Source organism: Gordonia sp. NPDC003504, assembly GCF_053587995.1.
Genome location: NZ_JBSFPC010000002.1, coordinates 255,629 through 275,203, shown reverse-complemented (window position 1 = coordinate 275,203; position 19,575 = coordinate 255,629). Strand labels below are relative to the sequence as shown.

Here is a 19,575-nt window from a genome sequence, read left to right as displayed (position 1 = left end):
GGCGTTCACCCGTGACACCTGAAGGAGTGCGGTCATGAGCAACACGTTCGCGATCACTCGCGTGGCGTTGCGCCAGTACCGGAGCATTGCCACCGCGGATGTGACGCTCGGCAAGCTACTCATTCTGGTGGGACCCAATGGGTCGGGAAAGAGCAACTTCCTCGACTCGCTACGACTGGTGTCCGAGTCTCTCGAGACCTCCTTGGATCAGGCGCTGAGAAATCGGGGAGGAGTGGCCGAGGTTCGCCGTCGTTCGACAGGGCATCCGACGCATTTCTCCATCGAGCTCAGTTTCGAAGGTGATTCCGGCGACCTGAGCGACCCTCGCGATTCTGCCCAATATTCCGGAAAGTACGGATTCAGAGTGGCGGCCGAGAAGGGAGGTGGGTTTCGCATCTCCTCCGAGGCGTGCCACATCGCTGTCGACGGGGGTGCGCGAGAATTCTTCAAGGTTCTCGATGGCAAGCTCGTCGAGCAGAGTCTGCCGGTGATGCCTCCCTCGAGTAGTCAACGACTGTATCTGGTGTCCGCCGCGGGACTTCCCCAATTCCTACCGGTGTTTGATGGATTCCGTGGGATCAACGTCTACAACCCCAACCCGGACGCGATCCGTCTGCCGCAGGCACCTGACGCCGGCGAGTTTCTTCACCGCGACGGTGCGAACCTTGCCAGCGTCCTACACCGTCTCGATCGGAGCACTGCCGACAAGGCCGTGAAGAATCGAATCGAGGAGTATGTCCGGCTGATCGTGCCGGGGATGCGGAGTGTGGATCGAGAACCGCTGGGGCAATGGGAAACCGTGACATTCTCGCAGGACGTGCCAGGGGCGAAACACCCATGGAGATTTCCTGCCCAGTCGGTGTCCGATGGAACCTTGCGCGCTCTGGCGGTGTTGACCGCTCTGTTTGCGAGTTCGGGACACACGCTGAGTCCGATCGGTGTCGAGGAACCGGAGAGTGCCCTCCACCCCGCCGCTGCGAGCATTCTCATGGACGCCCTGCGGGATGCAAGTGAACGCCGACAAGTGCTCGCAACCAGCCACAGTGCAGATCTCCTGGACCGAGGAGGGTTTCAGGAGAGCGAATTACTCGCGGTTCGTTCGGTTGGCGGCGAAACCATCGTCAGCGGTCTCGATCCTGCAGGTGCGAAGGCGATTCGGGAATCGCTTTATACCCCGGGCGAACTCTTGCGGATAGATCAACTGCTCCCGGACGAAGGAGCGCTCGGTGCCTGAACCCGCTGTGGTGATAGCGCCGATAGTCGAGGGCAAGGGTGAAGAGGACGCGCTGCCGATCCTCATCCGGAAGATCGCCCAAGAGCGAGGCGTCTACCCCAGGATCGCGAAGCCGTTTCGGCTGGACGCCGGAAAGATGATGAAGCCAGATGAACTCGCTCGGGCGATCTCCTTCCAAAGCACCCGGGTAGGTCCCGTTGGCGGGGTTCTCGTGCTCCGCGATGGCGACGACAAGAACATGACCTGCGTTGATATCGCAGATCGCTTGCGCGCCGCGAGTTCCACTGGGGTGAACGCACGAGTCGAGGTCGTGGTCGCGATTCAGGAATATGAGTCATGGTTCCTGGCGTCGATGGATTCGCTCAGGTCGCACAGTAGCGTGCGGGATGACGCTGAATACCTCGGTGACCCCGAGTCGCCACGCGACGCGAAGGGCAGACTGCGCGACATGATGACGGAGAGTTATCGAGAGACGCTTCACCAAGCTCGATTCTCGTCGCTCATCGACCTGCAGCAGGCGGGGCCACGGAGCAGATCGTTGCGCAGATTGATTCACGCCGTCGAGTTACTCTGTGGGACAAGCGGTGTGCGAGAGTAGTCGCCACAAATCAAGGAGAGGCTCTCACCAATACCCGTCGGGATCGGACTCCGGCGACTCCGACGGGATGATGCCCTCGGCCACACCGTGATCGATACTTGCCGACAGTCGCGGGCAGGTCCGCATCATCGCCGGGTTGCCGCCGGACTCCCGGATCATGGCCAACTCGTTGCAGCGATCGGCGGCCGCGGAGTTCCACTGCACGCTGGTGTGGTGCGGACTGGTCTTCTTCACCATCACGCAAGCGTGGCATGACCGACATTCGATCTCGGTCATGCCGCCGCGCAGATAGTGGGCGCGGTCGCGCGCGGTCGCGTCATGAACGCGTGCGAGGTGGGTCGGGTCGGCACTGAAATCGGGTGCCTTGGCCCAGCCCGAGGTGTTCTCCTCGACCGCGCGCGTCACCGGATCACACCGGGCTCTCGGCGGTATCCGCAGACTGTTCGGCCGCAGCCTTTTCAGCCGCGGCTTGCTCGTCCTCTTCCTGCCGACGTCGCAGATTCTCGGCCACCTCGACGTTCCAGCTCTCGACGGCCTTGGTGGTGTCGATCTCGTACTCGAAACGCTGCGTCATCTCGTCGACGACGTCGGTCGTGTCGACGTAGAACTGCTCGTACCAGCGCCGCAGTTGGTACACCGGTCCGTCCTCCTCGACGAGGAGGGGATTGTCGATGCGGGTCTTGTTCTTCCAGATCTCGACGTCCTGGAGGAATCCGACCTCGATACCCGCGGAGATCTTCGCGGCCATCTTGGCGGCCTGCTCCTTGTTGAGTCCCTCCGGGATCTTGGCCATCACCCCGTACATCAGGACGAACGAGTTGGCGTCGATCGGGTAGTGGCAGTTGGTCAGGATCGTCTCGATCTTGAAGTCGCCGTAGTACTGCACCATCGGGTTGAGCATGTAGGAGGGGCCGTAGTACGCGGCCACCGACTCGAGACGGCTCTCGGCGTAGCCGCTGCCGAAGTCGACGTCGGGACGGCCGTGGCTGTTCATGTACTGCGCGGCGGTCTCGCCCTCGAAGACGTTCTTGAAGTAGTCCGGCAGTGCGTAATGCACGTAGAAGAAGTGCGCCATGTCGACGACGTTGTCGATGATCTCGCGGCAGTTGGAGCCGTCGATGACGAGCCGATTCCACGTCCAGGTGGTCCACTCGTCGGAGTCGACCTCCGAGAGCTCCGGGATGATGCAGTCCTCCGGCGGTGGGTTGCCCTCCGGATCGTTGTAGACGAACACCTGACCGTTGCGGATCATCGTCGGCCACGCACGCGTCTTGGCGAGCTTCGGGTTGCGCTTGGCGTACGGCACGCCGCCGCATCGTCCGTTGCCCTTCCACAACCAGCCGTGGAAGGGGCAGGCGACGTTGTCACCCTTGACGGTGCCCTGGCTCAGGTCGCCGCCCATGTGCCGGCAGTAGGCGTCGAGCACCTGGATGTCGCCGGTGGTGTCGGCCCAGACGACGAGCTTGGTGCCGAAGACCTGCACCGGGTGGGGCTTGCCGTCGCGGAATTCGTCGACCAGCCCGAGGCAGTGCCAGCCCCGTGCGAAACGCGTCGGTGGGGTCCCGGTGTCGATCTCCCGGATTCCGGTGTCCGTGCTCCCGGTGACCGTGCTCCTGGTGACACTGCTGCCGGTGTCGGCTGTCGCGGTCATGCGGCGCTCTCCCATCGTCGTGGCGGTGGCGTATCGATCGGCGAAAAGCTCTGGCGAATCGCCCCACGGCCAATACTAGAACATGTTACAAAAATGGTGACGGGTTCGAGGCTAGCGGACTCGATATGGGCAGGACATGAGGCCAAAGGCCCAGTACTCGACATAAATGAGAACGTGTTCTAGTCTCGGAAGAAGTTGAGAGCAGGAGCCGTCCAACGGCCGGGGTTTCGGCGACGGCGGCGACGGCGAGAACAGGGACGACGAGGACAGGAATGGGCGAGATGCCAGCACAATCGAGCGGGTCTGACCAGCGCAGCGAGGCGGCCGAGCAGGTCCTGGAGAAGATCAACGCACTGCTGCCGGAGATCGAGCAGCGTGCGCAACAGACCGAGGATCTGCGACGGATTCCCGACGAGACCGTCTCCAGCCTCGAAGGTGCGGGCTTTTTCAAACTCATGCAACCCGAGCAGTGGGGCGGCTATCAGGTCGATCCGGTCACCTTTTACGAGGCGGTGCGGCGGTTGTCCACCGCGTGCGGTTCCACCGGCTGGGTCTCCGGCATCATCGGCATCCACAACTGGCATCTGGCGCTCTTCGACCAGCAGGCCCAGGAGGACGTCTGGGGTTCGGACACCTCGGTGCGGATCTCGTCGTCGTATGCCCCGATGGGGATGGGCGAGGTGGTCGACGGCGGCTACAAGGTGAACGGCAACTGGGCCTTCTCCTCGGGCTGTGAGATCGCCGACTGGACCTTCGTCGGTGGCCCGGTGATCAAGCGCGGCAAACCCGTCGACTTCGTCAGCTTCCTGCTGCCGCGCTCGGACTACACCATCAAGGACGTGTGGAATGTGGTCGGGCTCAAGGGGACCGGCTCCAACACCCTGGAGATCAAGGACGCCTTCGTGCCGACCCACCGGGTCCTGAGCATGCGCACCATGGCCGAGTACCGCAGTCCCGGACTCGAACGCAACACCGCGCCGGTCTACAAGATGCCCTGGGGCACCATCCATCCGAGCACGATCTCCACGCCCATCGTCGGAATGGCGTACGGCGCGTATCACTCTCACGTGGAGCATCAGGGCAAGCGGGTGCGCGCCGCCTACGCCGGTGAGAAGTCCAAGGACGATCCGTTCGCCAAGGTGCGTATCGCCGGTGCGGCCAGTGACATCGACGCCGCGTGGCGCCAGCTGTCCGGCAACCTGCAGGCCGAATACGACCTCATCCTCGCCGGTGAGGAGATCCCGATGGAGTTGCGCCTGGCCGCCCGCCGTGACCAGGTGCGGGCCACCGGACGGGCCATCGCCGCCGTCGACAGCCTCTTCGAGAACTCCGGCGCGGGTGCGCTCAACATCGATTCGCCGATTCAGCGGTTCTGGCGGGACGCGCACGCCGGGCGGGTGCACGCCGCCAACGATCCGGAACGCGCGTACGTCGCATTCGGCAATGGCGAGTTCGGGATTCCGGTCGGCGACACCATGGTGTGAGGGGCATCCGCGCCGCATCGATCACCTGACATTTCCGAGGAGACACAGAAGATGACCGAGAGTCCCATCCGATCGCTGGGCTACATGCGCATCGAGGCGACCGACATGGGCGCCTGGCGCGACTACGGGCTCAAGGTGCTCGGCATGGTCGAGGGCGCCGGTCCCACCGAGGGTGCACTCTATCTCCGGATGGATGACTTCCCGGCACGTCTGGTGATCGTGCCCGGTGAGCACGACCGACTCTCGTCGTCGGGCTGGGAATGCGCCAATGCCGCTGCCCTGCAGGATGTCCGGGATCGGCTGTCGGATGCCGGAGTGGTCTTCCGTGAGGCCAAGGACGAGGAACTCCTCGACCGGCAGGTCGTGGAGATGATCGTCTTCACCGATCCGGCCGGCAACACCATCGAGGCCTTTCACGGTGTGGCGCTGCAGCATCGACGCATCGTCAGCCCGTACGGACATCGATTCGTCACCGGCGATCAGGGACTCGGTCACGTCGTCCTCACCTGCGACGACGACAAGGCGGCACTCGAGTTCTATCGCGACGTGCTCGGCTTCTCCCTGCGCGATTCGATGCGCCTGCCCCCGCAGGTGGTCGGCCGCGAGGAGGGCGACGAGGTGCCCTGGCTGCGCTTCCTCGGCTGCAACCCGCGCCACCACTCGCTGGCCTTCCTGCCCATCCCCAACTCGACCGGCATCGTGCACCTCATGGTGGAGGTGGAGAATTCCGACGACGTCGGTCTCTGTCTCGACCGTGCACTGCGCCGCAAGGTCAAGATGTCGGCCACCCTCGGCCGGCACGTCAACGACCTCATGCTGTCGTTCTACATGAAGACCCCGGGAGGATTCGATGTCGAATTCGGTTGTGAGGGACGACAGGTCGACGACGGTGACTGGATCGCCCGGGAGTCGACCGCGGTCAGCCTCTGGGGCCACGATTTCACGGTCGGATTCCGGGACTGAGCGTTCGGCGATGAGCGCGACACCGTACGGTTCCGCCGACTTCGACTCCCGCCAGTTCCGCACGGCGATGGGCCAGTTCTGCACCGGCGTCACCGTCATCACGACGTTGACCGCCGACGATCAGCCCACCGGTTTCGCCTGCCAGTCGTTCGCGGCGCTGTCGCTCGACCCGCCGCTGGTGCTGTTCTGTCCGCAGAAGACCTCTCGTACCTGGAGCGTGATCGAGGAGCGGGGCGCGTTCTGCGTCAACGTGCTCTCCAACCGGCAGCAGGACGTCAGCGCGAACTTCGGTGCGCCCCGCGACGACAAATTCGCCGGCGTCACCTGGGATCCGTCGCCGTCCGGGCTTCCGGTGATCCGGCACTGCCTCACCTGGGTGGAGTGCACCATCGAGACCGTCGCCGACGGCGGCGATCATCACATCGTCATCGGCCGCGCCCAGACGTTGGGAGATGTGTTGCAGGACAAGCCGTTGCTGTTCTACCGCGGTGGTTACCTGTCCACCGAGCATCCGCGGGTGACACCGGCCCAGGCCGAGTTGGAGAACTTCCTCACCTGGACCGGAGGAGACACCTGGCTATGAGCGCCCCCGCGCAGTCACCGGCCGTCGCGATCCCCGCCGACGTCACCCGACCTTTCACCGATGCCATCGCCGAGGCCGAGAAGTTGATCGCCTCGGCGGAATTCATCGTCGACGAGCATGATCTCGCCGAAGGCTACGACTATCTCGCCGGCAGCATCTCGGCGATCCTGCACCTGGTGCGGACCCGCAACCTGACCCACCCGGTGTTCGTCACCTCGACCGGGCCCTACACCAAGATGGGCCTGGACAACCCGGACACCCTCTACCGGCACGCCGACATCGAGGACACCGGAACCTACCGCGTGTGGGGTCGGCGCGGCACCACCGCCGACCTGAGTTTCCAAGTGCTGCGCGGGGATTACACCCCTGACGCTGTCCCCGGCGGCGACGACGCCTTCGACGATCGGCGCCTGAGTATCGACGACGACGGCCACTTCGACATCACCTTCGCGCCGGCCGGCTCCGAACCGGGGCCGGGCCGGTTCGTGCTGCCCGAGGGTGCGACGACACTGTCGGTGCGCGAGGTGTACTCGGATTGGTCGGCCCGCAAGGGGGAGATCGCGATCGAACGCGTCGACACCGCCGGGACGGCACCCGCCGAACCCGACCTCGACCGCGTGGTCCGCCGATATCGCACGGCCGCGAAGATGCTGACCGCACGCGTCAACACCTGGTTCAACTTCCCGAAGTGGTTCTACCTCGACGAACCGGTGAACACCTTCACCCCACCGCGGCTCACCCCGGGCGGTCTGGCCACCCAGTTCTCCTCGGTCGGTCACTATCGGCTCGCCGACGACGAGGCGATGGTGATCACCGTCCCGAAATCCGTTGCGCCGTATCAGGGATTCCAGCTCGGGAGTCTCTGGTACATCTCGCTGGATTACGTCCACCACCAGACCAGCCTCAATTCCGCTCAGGGACAGGTCGATCCGGACGGGATGATCCGGATGGTGGTGTCCCACCGCAACCCCGGCGTCACCAACTGGATCGAGACCACCGGACGACGCCGCGGCATCCTGCAGTTCCGGTGGCAACGCACCGACACGCCGATCACGCCCGAACTCGGCCCGAGCGCACAGGTCATCGACATCGGCGACCTCGACTATCACCTGCCCCACCTCGAACAGAACCGCATCGACGACCACGGATGGTCGGAGCGAATCGCACAGCGGCAACGGCAGTTCGCCGAAAGGATGCTCGCATGACCGTCACCACGCCGGCCACCGGACTGCTCGCCGGCAAGGTCGTCGTGGTGTCCGGCGTGGGTCCCGGACTGGGCCGATCGATCTGCCTGCGCGCGGCCGCGGCCGGAGCGACGGTGGTGCTCGCGGCCCGCACCGAATCCCGGCTCAAGGAGGTCGCCGCCGAGATCGACGGCCCGAGCCTCGTGGTCCCCACCGACATCACCGACGAGGACGCCGTGACCTCGCTCGCCGGCGCGGTCACCGACGAGTTCGGTGGCGTCGACGTGCTGGTCAACAACGCGTTCGCCCTGCCGTCGATGAAACCCTTGTCGCGCACCGACTTCGACCAGATCACCGCGAGTCTCGACCTGACGGTGCTGGGTACCCTCCGGGTGATCAAGGCGTTCACCGACTCCCTCGCCAAGCGGTCGGGCGCCGTCGTGAACATCAACTCGATGGTGATCCGGCACTCCGAACCGCGTTACGGCAGTTACAAACTCGCGAAGTCGGCGATGCTCGCGATGTCGCAGACCCTCGCCACCGAACTCGGTGAGAAGGGGATTCGCGTCAACTCCGTCGCGCCCGGCTACATCTGGGACGATCAGCTCAAGTGGTACTTCGGCGAGATCGCCACCAAGTACGGCATCACCCCGGAACAGGTGTACGAGCAGACCGCCGCGAAATCCGACCTCAAGCGGCTCCCCGAACCCGACGAGATCGCCGACGCCGTCGTCTTTCTCGCCTCGCCGATGGCTGCCGCCATCACCGGCCACACCCTCGACGTCAACTGCGGGGAATACCATGACTAGATCGACCCTGACCTCGGTCGGCACCGTCGACGATCTCCACGAATCGGCCATCCGGGCAACGGGTCTCGACGACTTCGGTGACGGCGCCTACCGCGAACCACTACAGATCCTGCTCGACTCCTATGCCGAGGAGGCCGGGCTGACCGAACTGGGCAGCAAGATGTTCCGGTTCTTCCTCAAAGGTGCGCTGGTGGCGCGCCTGCTCAGCGAGGCGTCGTGGAAGGCGAATCCGGGCCATGCCGGCGTCGAGATCACCCGCCCGATCTTCGTCACCGGCCTGCCGCGCACCGGAACGACCGCGCTGCATCGTCTGCTCACCGCCGACCCCGCGCATCAGGGCCTCGAGATGTGGCTGTGCGAGTTCCCCCAGCCCCGACCGCCACGCGACACCTGGGCCGACAACCCGGTGTACGAAAAGATCAACGCCGGTTTCGCACAACACCACGTCGAGAACCCCGAGTTCCTCGGACTGCACTACATGGACGCCGGCGAGGTCGAGGAATGCTGGCAACTGTTGCGGCAGAGCATCATGTCGATCTCCTATGAGTCGCTGGCCTACCTGCCGAGCTACTCACGCTGGCTGGCCGGTCAGGACTGGACACCCGCGTACGCGCGACACAAGCGCAACCTGCAGCTGATCGGCAGCAACGATCGCGACAAGCGGTGGGTACTCAAGAATCCGAGCCATCTCTTCGCCCTCGATGCGCTGATGGCCACCTACCCCGACGCGTTGGTGATCCAGACCCACCGCGCACCCGAGACCATCATCGCGTCCATGTGCAGCCTCGCCGAACACGCCACCCCGGGATGGTCGACGACCTTCGTCGGCGACCGGATCGGTCAGTCACAGTTGGAACTGTGGTCGCGGGGACTGCGCGAATTCTCCTCCGCGCGCGAGCGATACGACCCAGGCCAGTTCCTCGACATCGACTTCGCCGACCTGCGATCCGATCCGTTCGGTGTCGTGGAACAGGTGTATGACGCGGTGGGCGCCGACTTCTCCGAGCCGGCGCGTGCGGCGATGGTCGCCCTCGACGAGGAGAGCCGCTCGGGTGCGCGGGCACCCCGGCACACCTATCGGCTCGCCGATTACGGACTCGACGAGGAGTCGGTGGCGGCGGCATTCGCCGACTGACCCGTCGGCGGAAGATCGTGGAACACGGTGCGCCAGTAGTGTTCCGGCAACTCTGCACCCGAGTGCAGCACGATGGCCAGGTCGGTGGCCATCGCGATGCCGAGAAGGCCCAGCCACAGACCGGCCAGCGCGATCACCATCACCGCGACGGTGCGCAACACCGGCCACGTGTCCAGCCAGAGCAGGATCGGCGCGAAGAACAGACTCGCCACGATGTACCACGACGACCACGCCCGGTCGGAACGCATCGTGATCCGGAGCCAGCGCGGGACCGCGACGTCGGGTTCCCACGGCGGTGACGGTGTGTCCATCGGGCCTCCTCTCGCCATGCCCATTGCACCCCTCGGAGCCGCGTGCGGTCAATTACCTTGGAGGTCATGAACACCTCTGGTCGGCCCGGAGAGATACTGCGCGACTGGCGACATCGCAGCGGGCTGTCACAACTGGCGCTGTCGACGCTGACAGGTGTCAGCGCGCGGCACCTGAGTTTCCTCGAGACCGGGCGTTCGACGCCGAGCACCGCGATGGTGGTGCACCTGAGTGATCATCTCGATATCCCACTGCGCGAACGCAATCGGATACTCGTGGCCGCCGGACACGCGCCGCTATATTCACATCACGACCTCGACGATGACGCACTGGCCGCGGTCCGCGGGCAGCTCTCGCAGATGGTGCGAGCCGTCGAACCCGCGCCCGCCGTGATCCTCGACAGACACTGGAACATGGTGGAGGCCAATGGTGCCATCGGTGTGCTGCTCGACGGGTGCGCCGCCGATCTGCTCGCGGCCCCGGTCAATGTGATTCGCCTGGCGCTGCATCCGCAAGGGATGGCACCCCGGATCGTCAATCTCGCCGAGGTGCGCGCGCATCTGATCGGGCAGGTCCGGCGTCGTGCCGACCGGACCGGTGACCCGGCCCTCGACGGCCTCGTCGGCGAACTGTCGACCTACGGCGGCACCGGTGACGCCGATGCGCAACCCGGGGTTGCCGACGACGCGGTGGTCCTGCCGCTGCGCCTGACGCACCGCGATGGGGAACTGCGCTTCTTCTCGACCGCCGCGGCGCTGACCTCCGCACGTGATGTCACCATCTCCGAGCTCACCGTCGAGACCTTTCATCCCGCTGACGCACACACACGTGAGTTCCTGTCCCGCCGCGCCGGGTCGGACACGGCGTGAGGAACAGGCGTCGGGCGCCTACGGTGAGCACATGGCCGAATCTCCGGAGCGACGGACCGAGGAGGGTTTCCGTCGCCTGATCGCGTTCACCGACGCCGTCGTCGCGATCGCGTTGACGCTGCTGATCCTCCCACTGGTCGACGTCGTCGGCGATCTCACCGCGGGGGAGACGGTCGGGCAGGTGTACCGCGACCACTCCGACGAGGTGGTCGGATTCCTCATCAGTTTCGCGGTGATCTGGGTACTGTGGCGCAACCACCACCGGATGATGGAGTACTTCCGGGCCTATGACCGGGTGATCTTCGACCTGCACTTCGTGTGGATGTTCACCATCGTGGTGTTGCCCTTCGCGACGGCGCTGATCAGCGGACATGAGCTGAAGGGTGCGAATCTCATGTACATCGTGGTGCTGTGGGTGTCGATCGCCACCCTCATCGCGATGTCGCTGTGGGGTCGACGGCACCCGCGGTTGATGGAGACCTCACCGGAGGGAGATGCGTGGCGTTCGGCGCCACCGGACCTCGGGACGATCGTGATGCTGACGGTGGCATTCGCGGTCACCGCACTCGTTCCGAACGTGGGCCTGTGGTCATTGCTGCTGTTGTTCCTCGCCGGACCCGCGAACGCGGTGACGACGCGGGTGGCGCACGCGCGGCGGTAGTGTTCTCGGGCTCGGGCTTGCGTGATCGTCTGGGTGACGTCGTCCGATCATCCCGCTCAGCGACGCAGCTCGGCCACCAACTCGCCCACCACCTCGTGGGGCCGCCCGAACAATTGCGAACTACCGTGGGCGCGTTTGAAGTACAGGCCGATGTCGTGCTCCCAGGTGATGCCGATGCCGCCGTGCAGTTGGATCGCCTCACCGGTCACCGACGAGAACGCCTCCGAACAGTAGACATGTGCGGCGGCGGCCAGATCGGGGGCGTCCGGAGCGTCGGCGGCCACCGCGTCGATCGCCGCCCGCGACATCGACAGAGCCGTCTCCACCAGCATGTACATGTCGGCCATCCGATGCTTGAGGGCCTGGAAGGACCCGATGACCCGACCGAACTGGGATCGTTCCCGGCTGTAGTCGACGGTCATCGCAAGCGCCCGCGCGGCGCCGCCGACCTGCTCGGCGGACAGCAATGCCCGCGCGGCCGCACGTACCCGGTCGACGGTGCCCGAGCCGGCCGAAATCGTGGTCGCCGGCACCTCGTCGAATGTGACCGACGCCAGCGGCCGGGTGGGGTCGACGGTCGGCAAGGCGGCGACGGTGACGCCCTCGGCGTGCGCGTCGACGTCGTGGACGGTGATACCCGAGTCGGTGGAGGCCAATACCAGGAAGTGATCGGCGCACTCACCGTCGATGACGTAGTGGGCGGTGCCCGAAAGCAATCCGGCCTCGGCGCGCACGCCCGGCGATCCCGACCAGCCGGACGGCCCGGCCCAGCAGGTGGCGACGATCTGCTCGCCGGAGGCGATCCCGGGCAGCAGTCGTTGTGCCGCATCATCATCGCCGGTGGCGTGTAGGACGGCGGTGGCCAGCGCCGCGGTGAACACCGGGACCATCGCCAGTGTCGCACCGAGTTCCTCGAGGACGATACCGGTCTCGACGAAGGTGGCACCGGCGCCACCGACGTTCTCCGCGATCGGTAGGGCGGCCACACCGATCTCGGAACTCAGTGTCTGCCAGAGTGTCTGGTCGATTCGCGGTGTCCGCGTCATCGCCCGTCGCACCGCCGCGGAATCGGAGCGCTGCGCGAGCAGGGAGGCGACCGACTCGCGTAGCGCCTCACGATCCTCGGCGGAGATCGGCTCCGCTCCAGCAGGATTGTTGACAGCGGGTTGGTCGACGGTGGTGCTCATAGCGTCTCCAGGATGCGGGACCGGTGTTGTGCCGGCGTACCCCACGCGCCGACGAGGGCGCGGGTCTTGGTCAGGTAGATCGAGAGATCGTGTTCGACGGTGTAGCCGATCGCACCGAGCACCTGTAATGCGTTGCGCGAGGCGAGGTATGCGGCGTCGGAGGCGGCCACCTTGGCGGCCGAGACGTCGCGGGAGACGTCGGTGTGCTCGGGTGCGCCACCGTCGATGCCCACGGCGGCGCCGTAGACCAGCGGCCGGGCCATCTCCACGGCGATCGCCACGTCGGCCAGGTGATGTTTGACCGCCTGGAAGGTACCGATGGTGCGGCCGAATTGCTTGCGGGCCAACGCATACTCCGATGCGATGGCCAGCATGCGCTGCCCCAGACCGAGTAGCTGGGCGGCGGTGGCGAGCGCGCCGAGATCGACTGCCCGTGCGCCTGCCACCCCGCTCTGGATGGTGTCGCGGGCGCGGACTTCGGAGACCGTGCGCGCCGGGTCCACGGACCGATGGGTGCTGACGGTCTCGGCGGTCGAGAACGTCGCGTCGGCCAGCAGATAGATCGTGTGTGCGGCGTCCGCGTCGGCGGCCATCGGCGCCCACGGTGCGGCCGCCACGGTCACCAGGCGGCCTTCGGCGATCCCGGAGAGCATCTCGACGTCGTCGATCCCGGCGAGCAACGTCGGGACGACGGCGAGGGTTTCGGCCAGGGGGCCGGGGACGGCGTGACGTCCCAATTGCTCTGCAGCGACGACCATTTCGACGGCGCCGGCACCAGCACCCCCGCTGCCCTCGTCGATCATCAGGCCGAACACCCCGGCGTCGGCGAGGTGGCCGAATGCCGCCCTCGCCGGTTCGCGATCCCCGGCGGCCCAGGCCCGCGCGACCGCGGGACTGTCGGCCTTGGTCAGCAGGCCGTCGATGCTCGACGCGAGGTCGTCATGGATGTCGGACAACAGGAAGTCCATGTCTCACCGATCTCCCCGCGGTAGGCCGAGAAGCCGCTCCGCGATCACATTGCGCTGAATCTCGTTGGTGCCGGCGTAGATCGGACCCGATAGGGAGAACAGGTAGCCGTCGATCCACGGGTCGTCGACCTCGGCGAGTGGGCCCTGCAGGTCGAGTGCGGTCTCGTGCGCGGCGATGTCCCACTGCGACCAGAACACCTTGTTGATCGACGACTCCATGCCGAGCTGCCCGCCGGCGGCGAGACGACTGACCGTCTGATACGTCGAGAGTTCGTATGCGCGGGAACCGATCCAGGCGTCGGCGACCGCCTTGTCGGTGGCCGCGGTGGACGGGACCTCGTCGCGGTGGGTCTTCCACAGCTCGACCAGGCGGTCGGTGGTGGCCAGGAATCTCCCCGGCGACCGCAGCGACAGGCCGCGTTCGTTGGCGGCGGTGCTCATCGCCACCCGCCATCCGTTGTCGACCTCGCCGATCACCCCGGACTCGGCTGGTGCGCCGGGGTCGTCGGGGACGAAGACATCCTCGAGGAAGAGTTCGGCGAATCCGGGTTCGCCGTCGAGCTGCGCGATCGGACGAACCGTGACGCCGGGGCTGCGCAGATCGAACATGAAGTAGGTCAACCCTTTATGGCGTTGCGCGGCCTTGTCGCTGCGGAACAGGCCGAACGCCCAGTCGGCGAAGCTCGATCGGGAACTCCACGTCTTCTGCCCGTTGAGCAACCATCCGCCGTCGGTGCGGGTGGCGGTCGACCGGAGCGAAGCCAGGTCGCTCCCGGCCTCCGGCTCACTCCACGCCTGTCCCCAGATGTCGTCGGCGCGGGCCATCCGCGGCATGATCCGCGCCAACTGGTCCGGATGCGCATGCTCGAAGAGGGTGGGCGCCAACAGGAAGATGCCGTTCTGGCTGACCCGGCCCGGCGCCCCGGAGCGGTAGTACTCCTCCTCGAAGATCAGCCAGTGCAGGAGCGGTTCGTCACGGCCACCGAACTCCTCCGGCCAGCTGACCACCGACATCCGGTCGGCGGCCATCGTCGCCTCCCACTGCCGATGCGCCTCGAAACCCTCGGCGGTGTCCATCGACGGAAGGGGCTGTGCGGGAACGTGATCGGTCAGCCAGGCGCGCACCTCGGCGCGAAAGGCGTCGGCGGCGTCGTCGAAGAGGAAATCCATGTCAGGCTCCGCTGCCGTTGGGGGAGGCGGCGGTCTTCATCGACTTGGCGTCCATGCCGCCCAGCGAATCCCCGCCGGAGGACTCGGCATTCGCGGAATGGGCGAAGTGATGCCAGCCGAAGACCGAGTCCATCGCATTGCGCATGCCCATCTGGTCCTCGCAGATGTTGACGGCCTTCTTCGACAGGAACAGGCCCTGCATCGGCATCTCGACGATCCTCTCGGCGATGCCGTTCACCTTGCCGGCCAGGCCATCCCGCTCGACGACGTGATTCACCATGCCCCAGTCGGCGGCCTGGGTGGCGGTGAACCGTTCACCGGTGAACAGGATCTCCTTGGCGCGACGCGCGCCGAGGACGTATGCGTGGGCGAAGTACTCGACGCCGGGAATACCCATGCGGGCCACCGGATCGGAGAAGAACGCATCGTCGGAGGCGACGATGAAATCGCAGACCCAGGCGAGCATCAGGCCACCGGCGATGCAGGCACCGTGCACCTGGGCGATCATCGGTTTGGGGATGTCACGCCACCGGCGGCACATCCCCATGTACACCTCCATCTCCCGGGCCAGGCGCTGATCGGCCCCGGTCTTGTCGGTGTGGTCCCAATGCAGGACCGCCGCGTTCTCGTAGAACGTGTCGAAGTCGCGTTCGGGGGTGCCGATGTCGTGACCGGCCGAGAAGTGCTTGCCGTTGGCCCGCAGCACGATGACCTTGACCGACGGGTCGTCGACGGCCTTACGGAACGCCGCGTCGAGCGAGTACGTCATCACCGAGTTCTGCGCGTTGCGGTACTCCGGCCGGTTGAGCGTCACATACGCGACGGCGTCGTCGGGCCCTCCCGTTTCGTAGGCGACGGGGGAGGTGTCCGGTCCGAGATCGTTCGGGCTCAACGGCGCGGGGATGACGGCATCGCTCATGTCCACGAGCGTAACCTAGCAAGTGCTTGGTTGGTAGTTCGATGCGCGAGCCGCGGTCAACCCCGGGGTGCCGACAATCGACCGGCCGCGGCCTGTGCCGCGTCGACGACGCGCTGGAGTTCGGGCGGTGTCAGGTTCCCCGAGGGGCAGACGACGACCGACGCGATCACCGAACCGGCCGCGTCGGTGACCGGGGCGCCCACGGTCACCGCGGAGATCGTCGCGTCCGCGCCATCGAGTAGCTCGTCGGACAGGTAGTCGATCGCGGTGAGGTGCGACAGGATCTCGCCCATCTGACGACGCATTCCGGCAGGTAGATCGGTCGAGTCGAGGGAATCGAGTGCGGTCAGCAGCGTGACGTGCTCGTCGGTCATCCGCTCGATGGCGACGCCCCGGGCGCGGACCGCGTCGAGGGCCAAGCCGAGCCGCGTCCGGAGGGCGGCGGGGGCGCGGGCGATCCAGGCGGCGCGTGCCTCGGGGGTCTCCCAGGCGACGAACTCGCGGCAGACGGGTGGGCGCAGCGGCATCGTCGCACCCGTGGCAGGCCACTCGTGATGCCGGGATGGCGCGGTGGTGGAGACGCTCTCGACGATGGTCACCTCGCCGCCGGTGCGGCGGGCGACGAAGCAATCCATGGCCAGCTCCGCGGCGAGGTCTTCGAGAACCGGCCGTGCGAACCGGCTCACGGGATCGGCGTGCGCGATCGACATCGCGAGGTCTCCGAGGGCGGGGCCGACGGTGAAGTGGCCGTCGCCCGATCGGTTCACCCAGCCGCGGGCTGCCAATTCGCTGACGACCGCGTGTGCTGTCGCACGCGAGTGCCGGGTTCGGCGGACAATGTCGGCGAGGGTCAGTGGGCCGTCGTCCGCGATCACCGTCACGATCTCGACGGTGCGTCCGGTGGGTGGCGATGGGGACCTGCGGTCGGGTGGTTGACCGTCGGAACGTCTCTCGCCTAGCGTGTCCGTCACATAGTCAATACTGGGTGTCGAATATTCGACGTGTCAAGGGAGTCTAGTGTGGCAGGGTCGTCGGCGTCAGCGGGCCGGATTCATTACGAGCTGAGTCACCTCGATGCCCTCGAGGCCGAGTCGGTGTACATCTTCCGCGAGGTGGCGGCCACTTTCGAGCGGCCGGTACTTCTCTTCTCCGGCGGCAAGGACTCGGTGGTGATGTTCCACCTCGCGCGCCGGGCCTTCTGGCCGGCGCCCATCCCGTTCGCACTGATGCACGTCGATACCGGACACAATTTCGACGAGGTCATCTCCTTCCGCGATCAGGTGGTCGAGCAGACCGGCGTGCGCCTGATCGTCAGTTCGGTGCAGGATGACATCGACGCCGGGCGGGTGGTCGAGCAGACCGGTCCGGGCGCCAGCCGCAACAGACTGCAGACCACGGCCCTGTTGCGGGGGATCGCCGAGAACCGCTTCGACGCCGTGTTCGGCGGCGCGCGGCGTGACGAAGAGAAGGCTCGCGCCAAGGAACGGGTCTTCAGTTTCCGTGACGAGTTCGGCGCCTGGGACCCGCGAGCCCAGCGTCCCGAACTGTGGCACCTGTACAACGGACGCCACCACAAGGGTGAACACATCAGGGTTTTCCCGCTGAGCAACTGGACCGAACTCGACATCTGGCAGTACATCGCCGAACAGCACATCGAGCTGCCGTCGATCTACTACGCGCATGATCGGCAGGTGATCCCGCGTGACGGAATGCTGTTGGCGGACAACCGTTTTCTCGAGCGTCTGCCAGGCGAACAGGCGCACACCGAACGTGTCCGGTTCCGGACCGTCGGTGACGCGACGTGTACCGGATGCGTGCTGTCGGACGCCGACACCGTGGCCAAGGTGATCGAGGAGGTGGCCGCCACCCGGGTCACCGAACGCGGTGCCACGCGCGCCGACGACCGGATCTCCGAGGCCGGCATGGAGGATCGCAAGAAGGAAGGGTACTTCTGATGACTGCGGATACATCCGCCGGTGGGGCCCAGATCGTCGGCGCCTCAGGCGAACTCCTGCGTCTGGCCACCGCGGGTTCGGTCGACGACGGCAAGTCCACGCTGATCGGCCGGCTGCTCTACGACGCCAAATCGATCTTCACCGACCAGCTGGAGTCCATCGAGCGCACCAGCGTTGAACGCGGCGACGAGTACGCGAACCTCGCCTTGCTCACCGACGGCCTACGTGCCGAGCGGGAACAGGGCATCACCATTGACGTCGCCTACCGGTACTTCTCCACTCCGCGACGGAAATTCATCATCGCCGACACGCCCGGACACGTGCAGTACACCCGCAACATGGTGACCGGCGCCTCGACCGCGGACCTCGCGATCATTCTGATCGATGCCCGCAAGGGGGTGCTGGAGCAGACCCGTCGGCACGCCTTCCTGTCGTCGTTGCTCGGCATTCCGCACCTGACGATCTGCGTGAACAAGATGGATCTCGTCGACTGGTCACGTGATCGATTCAACGAGATCTGTTCGGATTTCGTCGATTTCGCCGCGAAGCTGAACGTCGGTGATCTGACCTTCATCCCGATCTCGGCGCTGCGCGGCGACAACGTGGTGGATCCATCGTCGGAGATGGACTGGTACGGGGGCCGAACGCTGCTGTCGCACTTGGAGAATGTGCACATCGCGTCGGATCGCAATCTCATCGACGCGCGGATGCCGGTGCAGTACGTGATCCGTCCGCAGCGTGCCGACGGTGCCGACCATCGCGCCTACGCGGGGACGGTCGCCGGTGGCGTCTTCGCGCGCGGCGACGAGATCGTGGTGCTGCCCGGAGGTTTCACCACCACCATCACCGATATCTGGGGACCCGGCGGCACCAAGGTCGACGAGGCATTCGCGTCCATGGCGTGTTCGATCGAGCTCGCCGACGAGATCGACATCGTCCGCGGGGACATGTTGGCGCGTCCCAACAACCGGCCGTACGTCGGCCGCGACATCGACGCGATGGTGTGCTGGTTCGCCGACGACACCACCCTGGGTGAGCACAGCCGGTTCGAGATGCAGATCGGCACCCGCGCGACGCGCGTGGAGATCACCGGACTGACCTACCGGCTCGACGTCAACACGCTGCATCGCGATGAGTCGGCAACATCGCTGCGGCTCAACGAGATCGCTCGTCTCACCCTGCGCACGCAGCAGCCGGTGATGTTCGATTCGTACCGGCGCAACCGGGAGACCGGCAGCTTCATCCTCATCGACACCGCGAACAACAAGACCGTCGGCGCGGGCATGATCACCGCACCGGTGAGCCACGACAGTCACATCGTCTGGCAGACCACCAAGGTCACCCGCGAGCACCGACCGCACGCCGGTGCGACGATCTGGCTGACCGGCCTGTCCGGTTCGGGCAAGTCGTCTCTCGCGTCCGAACTCGAGCGACGCTTCGTCGCCGAGGGACGCCCCGCCTACCTGATGGACGGCGACAACCTGCGGCACGGGCTCAACTCCGATCTGGGGTTCAGCGACGACGACCGACGCGAGAACATTCGCCGTACCGCGGAGGTGGCGGCACTGTTCGCCGACTCCGGGGCGGTGGCCATCGTCTCGCTGATCTCGCCGTTCACCGACGAACGCACCCGGGCCCGGGAGATCCACACCGAACGCGGTCTGCCGTTCTTTGAGGTCTTCGTCGACACCTCGCTGGAAGAATGCGAACGACGCGACCCGAAAGGGTTGTACGCGAAGGCGCGACGCGGTGAGATCAGTCAGTTCACCGGAATCGACTCACCGTATGAGCGTCCCGAACACGCCGACATCGTCGTCACCCCCGACGACGGTGCCCCGGCCGAGGCCGCCGACGCGGTGCTGCGGAACCTGGGACTGTAAACCGATCTGGAGGAGA

The 19,575-nt window shown here is 65.9% G+C and carries 20 protein-coding genes; 12 read left to right on the top strand and 8 right to left on the bottom strand.

What is annotated here, in order from left to right; translation table 11 throughout:
- The first annotated feature begins 34 nt into the window (after window positions 1-34).
- Window positions 35-1,234, top strand: coding sequence for an AAA family ATPase (locus tag ACWDPV_RS05460; RefSeq protein ID WP_348804713.1), 1,200 nt, complete (start codon window positions 35-37; stop codon window positions 1,232-1,234).
- Complete coding sequence (locus tag ACWDPV_RS05455; protein WP_348804714.1) at window positions 1,227-1,832, top strand: DUF4276 family protein; 606 nt, start codon at window positions 1,227-1,229, stop codon at window positions 1,830-1,832. Before ACWDPV_RS05460 ends, ACWDPV_RS05455 begins: the two co-directional genes overlap by 8 nt.
- Before the next feature lie 24 nt (window positions 1,833-1,856).
- Here the strand turns inward: ACWDPV_RS05455 and ACWDPV_RS05450 are convergent, their stop codons facing one another.
- Both ACWDPV_RS05450 and ACWDPV_RS05445 read right to left on the bottom strand, forming a co-directional pair.
- Entirely contained in the window at window positions 1,857-2,237 is a 381-nt protein-coding gene (locus ACWDPV_RS05450) for a hypothetical protein (RefSeq protein WP_449742080.1), read from the bottom strand.
- A gap of 4 nt (window positions 2,238-2,241) precedes the next feature.
- Window positions 2,242-3,483 (bottom strand): Rieske 2Fe-2S domain-containing protein, encoded by a 1,242-nt coding sequence (locus tag ACWDPV_RS05445; RefSeq protein ID WP_449742079.1) that lies wholly within the window; start codon window positions 3,481-3,483, stop codon window positions 2,242-2,244.
- Between the two features lie 272 nt (window positions 3,484-3,755).
- Between ACWDPV_RS05445 and hsaA the strand changes: the two genes are divergently transcribed.
- The 6 genes from hsaA to ACWDPV_RS05415 are packed head-to-tail and all read left to right on the top strand — an operon-like array spanning window position 3,756 to window position 9,641.
- Window positions 3,756-4,967, top strand: coding sequence for a 3-hydroxy-9,10-secoandrosta-1,3,5(10)-triene-9,17-dione monooxygenase oxygenase subunit (gene hsaA / locus ACWDPV_RS05440; RefSeq protein WP_348808739.1), 1,212 nt, complete (start codon window positions 3,756-3,758; stop codon window positions 4,965-4,967).
- Window positions 4,968-5,018: 51 nt separating this feature from the next.
- Window positions 5,019-5,930, top strand: a complete 912-nt coding sequence (gene hsaC, locus ACWDPV_RS05435; protein ID WP_348804718.1) for an iron-dependent extradiol dioxygenase HsaC — start codon at window positions 5,019-5,021, stop codon at window positions 5,928-5,930.
- A gap of 10 nt (window positions 5,931-5,940) precedes the next feature.
- Window positions 5,941-6,513, top strand: a complete 573-nt coding sequence (gene hsaB / locus ACWDPV_RS05430) for a 3-hydroxy-9,10-secoandrosta-1,3,5(10)-triene-9,17-dione monooxygenase reductase subunit (protein WP_348804719.1) — start codon at window positions 5,941-5,943, stop codon at window positions 6,511-6,513.
- Window positions 6,510-7,718 (top strand): hypothetical protein, encoded by a 1,209-nt coding sequence (locus tag ACWDPV_RS05425; protein WP_348804720.1) that lies wholly within the window; start codon window positions 6,510-6,512, stop codon window positions 7,716-7,718. The genes hsaB and ACWDPV_RS05425 overlap by 4 nt, the downstream gene beginning before the upstream one ends.
- Window positions 7,715-8,506, top strand: coding sequence for an SDR family oxidoreductase (locus tag ACWDPV_RS05420; protein ID WP_348808740.1), 792 nt, complete (start codon window positions 7,715-7,717; stop codon window positions 8,504-8,506). The genes ACWDPV_RS05425 and ACWDPV_RS05420 overlap by 4 nt, the downstream gene beginning before the upstream one ends.
- Window positions 8,499-9,641 (top strand): sulfotransferase family protein, encoded by a 1,143-nt coding sequence (locus ACWDPV_RS05415; protein WP_348808741.1) that lies wholly within the window; start codon window positions 8,499-8,501, stop codon window positions 9,639-9,641. Before ACWDPV_RS05420 ends, ACWDPV_RS05415 begins: the two co-directional genes overlap by 8 nt.
- Here ACWDPV_RS05415 and ACWDPV_RS05410 read toward each other — a convergent pair.
- Window positions 9,596-9,952 carry a hypothetical protein gene (locus ACWDPV_RS05410; RefSeq protein WP_449742078.1) on the bottom strand — a complete coding sequence of 119 codons (357 nt, stop codon included), beginning with the start codon at window positions 9,950-9,952 and terminating at the stop codon, window positions 9,596-9,598. The genes ACWDPV_RS05415 and ACWDPV_RS05410 overlap by 46 nt on opposite strands.
- A 66-nt stretch (window positions 9,953-10,018) precedes the next feature.
- On the opposite strand from ACWDPV_RS05410, the gene ACWDPV_RS05405 reads away from it, so the two are divergent.
- Both ACWDPV_RS05405 and ACWDPV_RS05400 read left to right on the top strand, forming a co-directional pair.
- Window positions 10,019-10,819, top strand: a complete 801-nt coding sequence (locus tag ACWDPV_RS05405; RefSeq protein ID WP_348804724.1) for a helix-turn-helix domain-containing protein — start codon at window positions 10,019-10,021, stop codon at window positions 10,817-10,819.
- Window positions 10,820-10,850: 31 nt separating this feature from the next.
- On the top strand, window positions 10,851-11,480 hold the full coding sequence (locus tag ACWDPV_RS05400; protein WP_348804725.1) for a TMEM175 family protein: 630 nt from the start codon (window positions 10,851-10,853) through the stop codon (window positions 11,478-11,480).
- A 56-nt stretch (window positions 11,481-11,536) separates the two neighbouring features.
- On the opposite strand, the gene ACWDPV_RS05395 is transcribed toward ACWDPV_RS05400, so the two are convergent.
- The 5 genes from ACWDPV_RS05395 to ACWDPV_RS05375 are packed head-to-tail and all read right to left on the bottom strand — an operon-like array spanning window position 11,537 to window position 16,608.
- On the bottom strand, window positions 11,537-12,667 hold the full coding sequence (locus ACWDPV_RS05395) for an acyl-CoA dehydrogenase family protein (RefSeq protein WP_348804726.1): 1,131 nt from the start codon (window positions 12,665-12,667) through the stop codon (window positions 11,537-11,539).
- Window positions 12,664-13,635 carry an acyl-CoA dehydrogenase gene (locus ACWDPV_RS05390; RefSeq protein WP_348808742.1) on the bottom strand — a complete coding sequence of 324 codons (972 nt, stop codon included), beginning with the start codon at window positions 13,633-13,635 and terminating at the stop codon, window positions 12,664-12,666. The genes ACWDPV_RS05395 and ACWDPV_RS05390 overlap by 4 nt, the downstream gene beginning before the upstream one ends.
- A gap of 3 nt (window positions 13,636-13,638) precedes the next feature.
- A complete protein-coding gene (locus tag ACWDPV_RS05385; RefSeq protein ID WP_348804728.1) occupies window positions 13,639-14,805 on the bottom strand; it encodes an acyl-CoA dehydrogenase family protein in 1,167 nt (388 codons plus the stop codon).
- Window position 14,806: 1 nt separating this feature from the next.
- Window positions 14,807-15,724, bottom strand: a complete 918-nt coding sequence (locus ACWDPV_RS05380; protein WP_348804729.1) for an enoyl-CoA hydratase — start codon at window positions 15,722-15,724, stop codon at window positions 14,807-14,809.
- Between the two features lie 56 nt (window positions 15,725-15,780).
- Window positions 15,781-16,608, bottom strand: coding sequence for a MarR family transcriptional regulator (locus ACWDPV_RS05375; RefSeq protein ID WP_449742433.1), 828 nt, complete (start codon window positions 16,606-16,608; stop codon window positions 15,781-15,783).
- Window positions 16,609-16,743: 135 nt separating this feature from the next.
- Between ACWDPV_RS05375 and cysD the strand changes: the two genes are divergently transcribed.
- Both cysD and cysC read left to right on the top strand, forming a co-directional pair.
- Window positions 16,744-17,679 (top strand): sulfate adenylyltransferase subunit CysD, encoded by a 936-nt coding sequence (cysD, locus tag ACWDPV_RS05370; RefSeq protein ID WP_449742077.1) that lies wholly within the window; start codon window positions 16,744-16,746, stop codon window positions 17,677-17,679.
- Window positions 17,679-19,559, top strand: a complete 1,881-nt coding sequence (gene cysC, locus ACWDPV_RS05365; RefSeq protein WP_449742076.1) for an adenylyl-sulfate kinase — start codon at window positions 17,679-17,681, stop codon at window positions 19,557-19,559. The genes cysD and cysC overlap by 1 nt, the downstream gene beginning before the upstream one ends.
- Window positions 19,560-19,575: the final 16 nt, after the last annotated feature.

What these genes read in the sequence shown, in the direction of transcription:
- ACWDPV_RS05395 (WP_348804726.1), bottom strand. Translation starts at nt 12,667, where the DNA reads ATGAGCACCACCGTCGACCAACCCGCTGTCAACAATCCTGCTGGAGCG.
- hsaA (WP_348808739.1), top strand. Translation starts at nt 3,756, where the DNA reads ATGGGCGAGATGCCAGCACAATCGAGCGGGTCTGACCAGCGCAGCGAG.
- ACWDPV_RS05405 (WP_348804724.1), top strand. Translation starts at nt 10,019, where the DNA reads ATGAACACCTCTGGTCGGCCCGGAGAGATACTGCGCGACTGGCGACAT.
- hsaC (WP_348804718.1), top strand. Translation starts at nt 5,019, where the DNA reads ATGACCGAGAGTCCCATCCGATCGCTGGGCTACATGCGCATCGAGGCG.
- ACWDPV_RS05385 (WP_348804728.1), bottom strand. Translation starts at nt 14,805, where the DNA reads ATGGATTTCCTCTTCGACGACGCCGCCGACGCCTTTCGCGCCGAGGTG.
- ACWDPV_RS05420 (WP_348808740.1), top strand. Translation starts at nt 7,715, where the DNA reads ATGACCGTCACCACGCCGGCCACCGGACTGCTCGCCGGCAAGGTCGTC.
- ACWDPV_RS05425 (WP_348804720.1), top strand. Translation starts at nt 6,510, where the DNA reads ATGAGCGCCCCCGCGCAGTCACCGGCCGTCGCGATCCCCGCCGACGTC.
- ACWDPV_RS05415 (WP_348808741.1), top strand. Translation starts at nt 8,499, where the DNA reads ATGACTAGATCGACCCTGACCTCGGTCGGCACCGTCGACGATCTCCAC.
- ACWDPV_RS05390 (WP_348808742.1), bottom strand. Translation starts at nt 13,635, where the DNA reads ATGGACTTCCTGTTGTCCGACATCCATGACGACCTCGCGTCGAGCATC.
- cysC (WP_449742076.1), top strand. Translation starts at nt 17,679, where the DNA reads ATGACTGCGGATACATCCGCCGGTGGGGCCCAGATCGTCGGCGCCTCA.
- ACWDPV_RS05460 (WP_348804713.1), top strand. Translation starts at nt 35, where the DNA reads ATGAGCAACACGTTCGCGATCACTCGCGTGGCGTTGCGCCAGTACCGG.
- hsaB (WP_348804719.1), top strand. Translation starts at nt 5,941, where the DNA reads ATGAGCGCGACACCGTACGGTTCCGCCGACTTCGACTCCCGCCAGTTC.
- ACWDPV_RS05380 (WP_348804729.1), bottom strand. Translation starts at nt 15,724, where the DNA reads ATGAGCGATGCCGTCATCCCCGCGCCGTTGAGCCCGAACGATCTCGGA.
- ACWDPV_RS05445 (WP_449742079.1), bottom strand. Translation starts at nt 3,483, where the DNA reads ATGACCGCGACAGCCGACACCGGCAGCAGTGTCACCAGGAGCACGGTC.
- ACWDPV_RS05410 (WP_449742078.1), bottom strand. Translation starts at nt 9,952, where the DNA reads ATGGACACACCGTCACCGCCGTGGGAACCCGACGTCGCGGTCCCGCGC.
- ACWDPV_RS05400 (WP_348804725.1), top strand. Translation starts at nt 10,851, where the DNA reads ATGGCCGAATCTCCGGAGCGACGGACCGAGGAGGGTTTCCGTCGCCTG.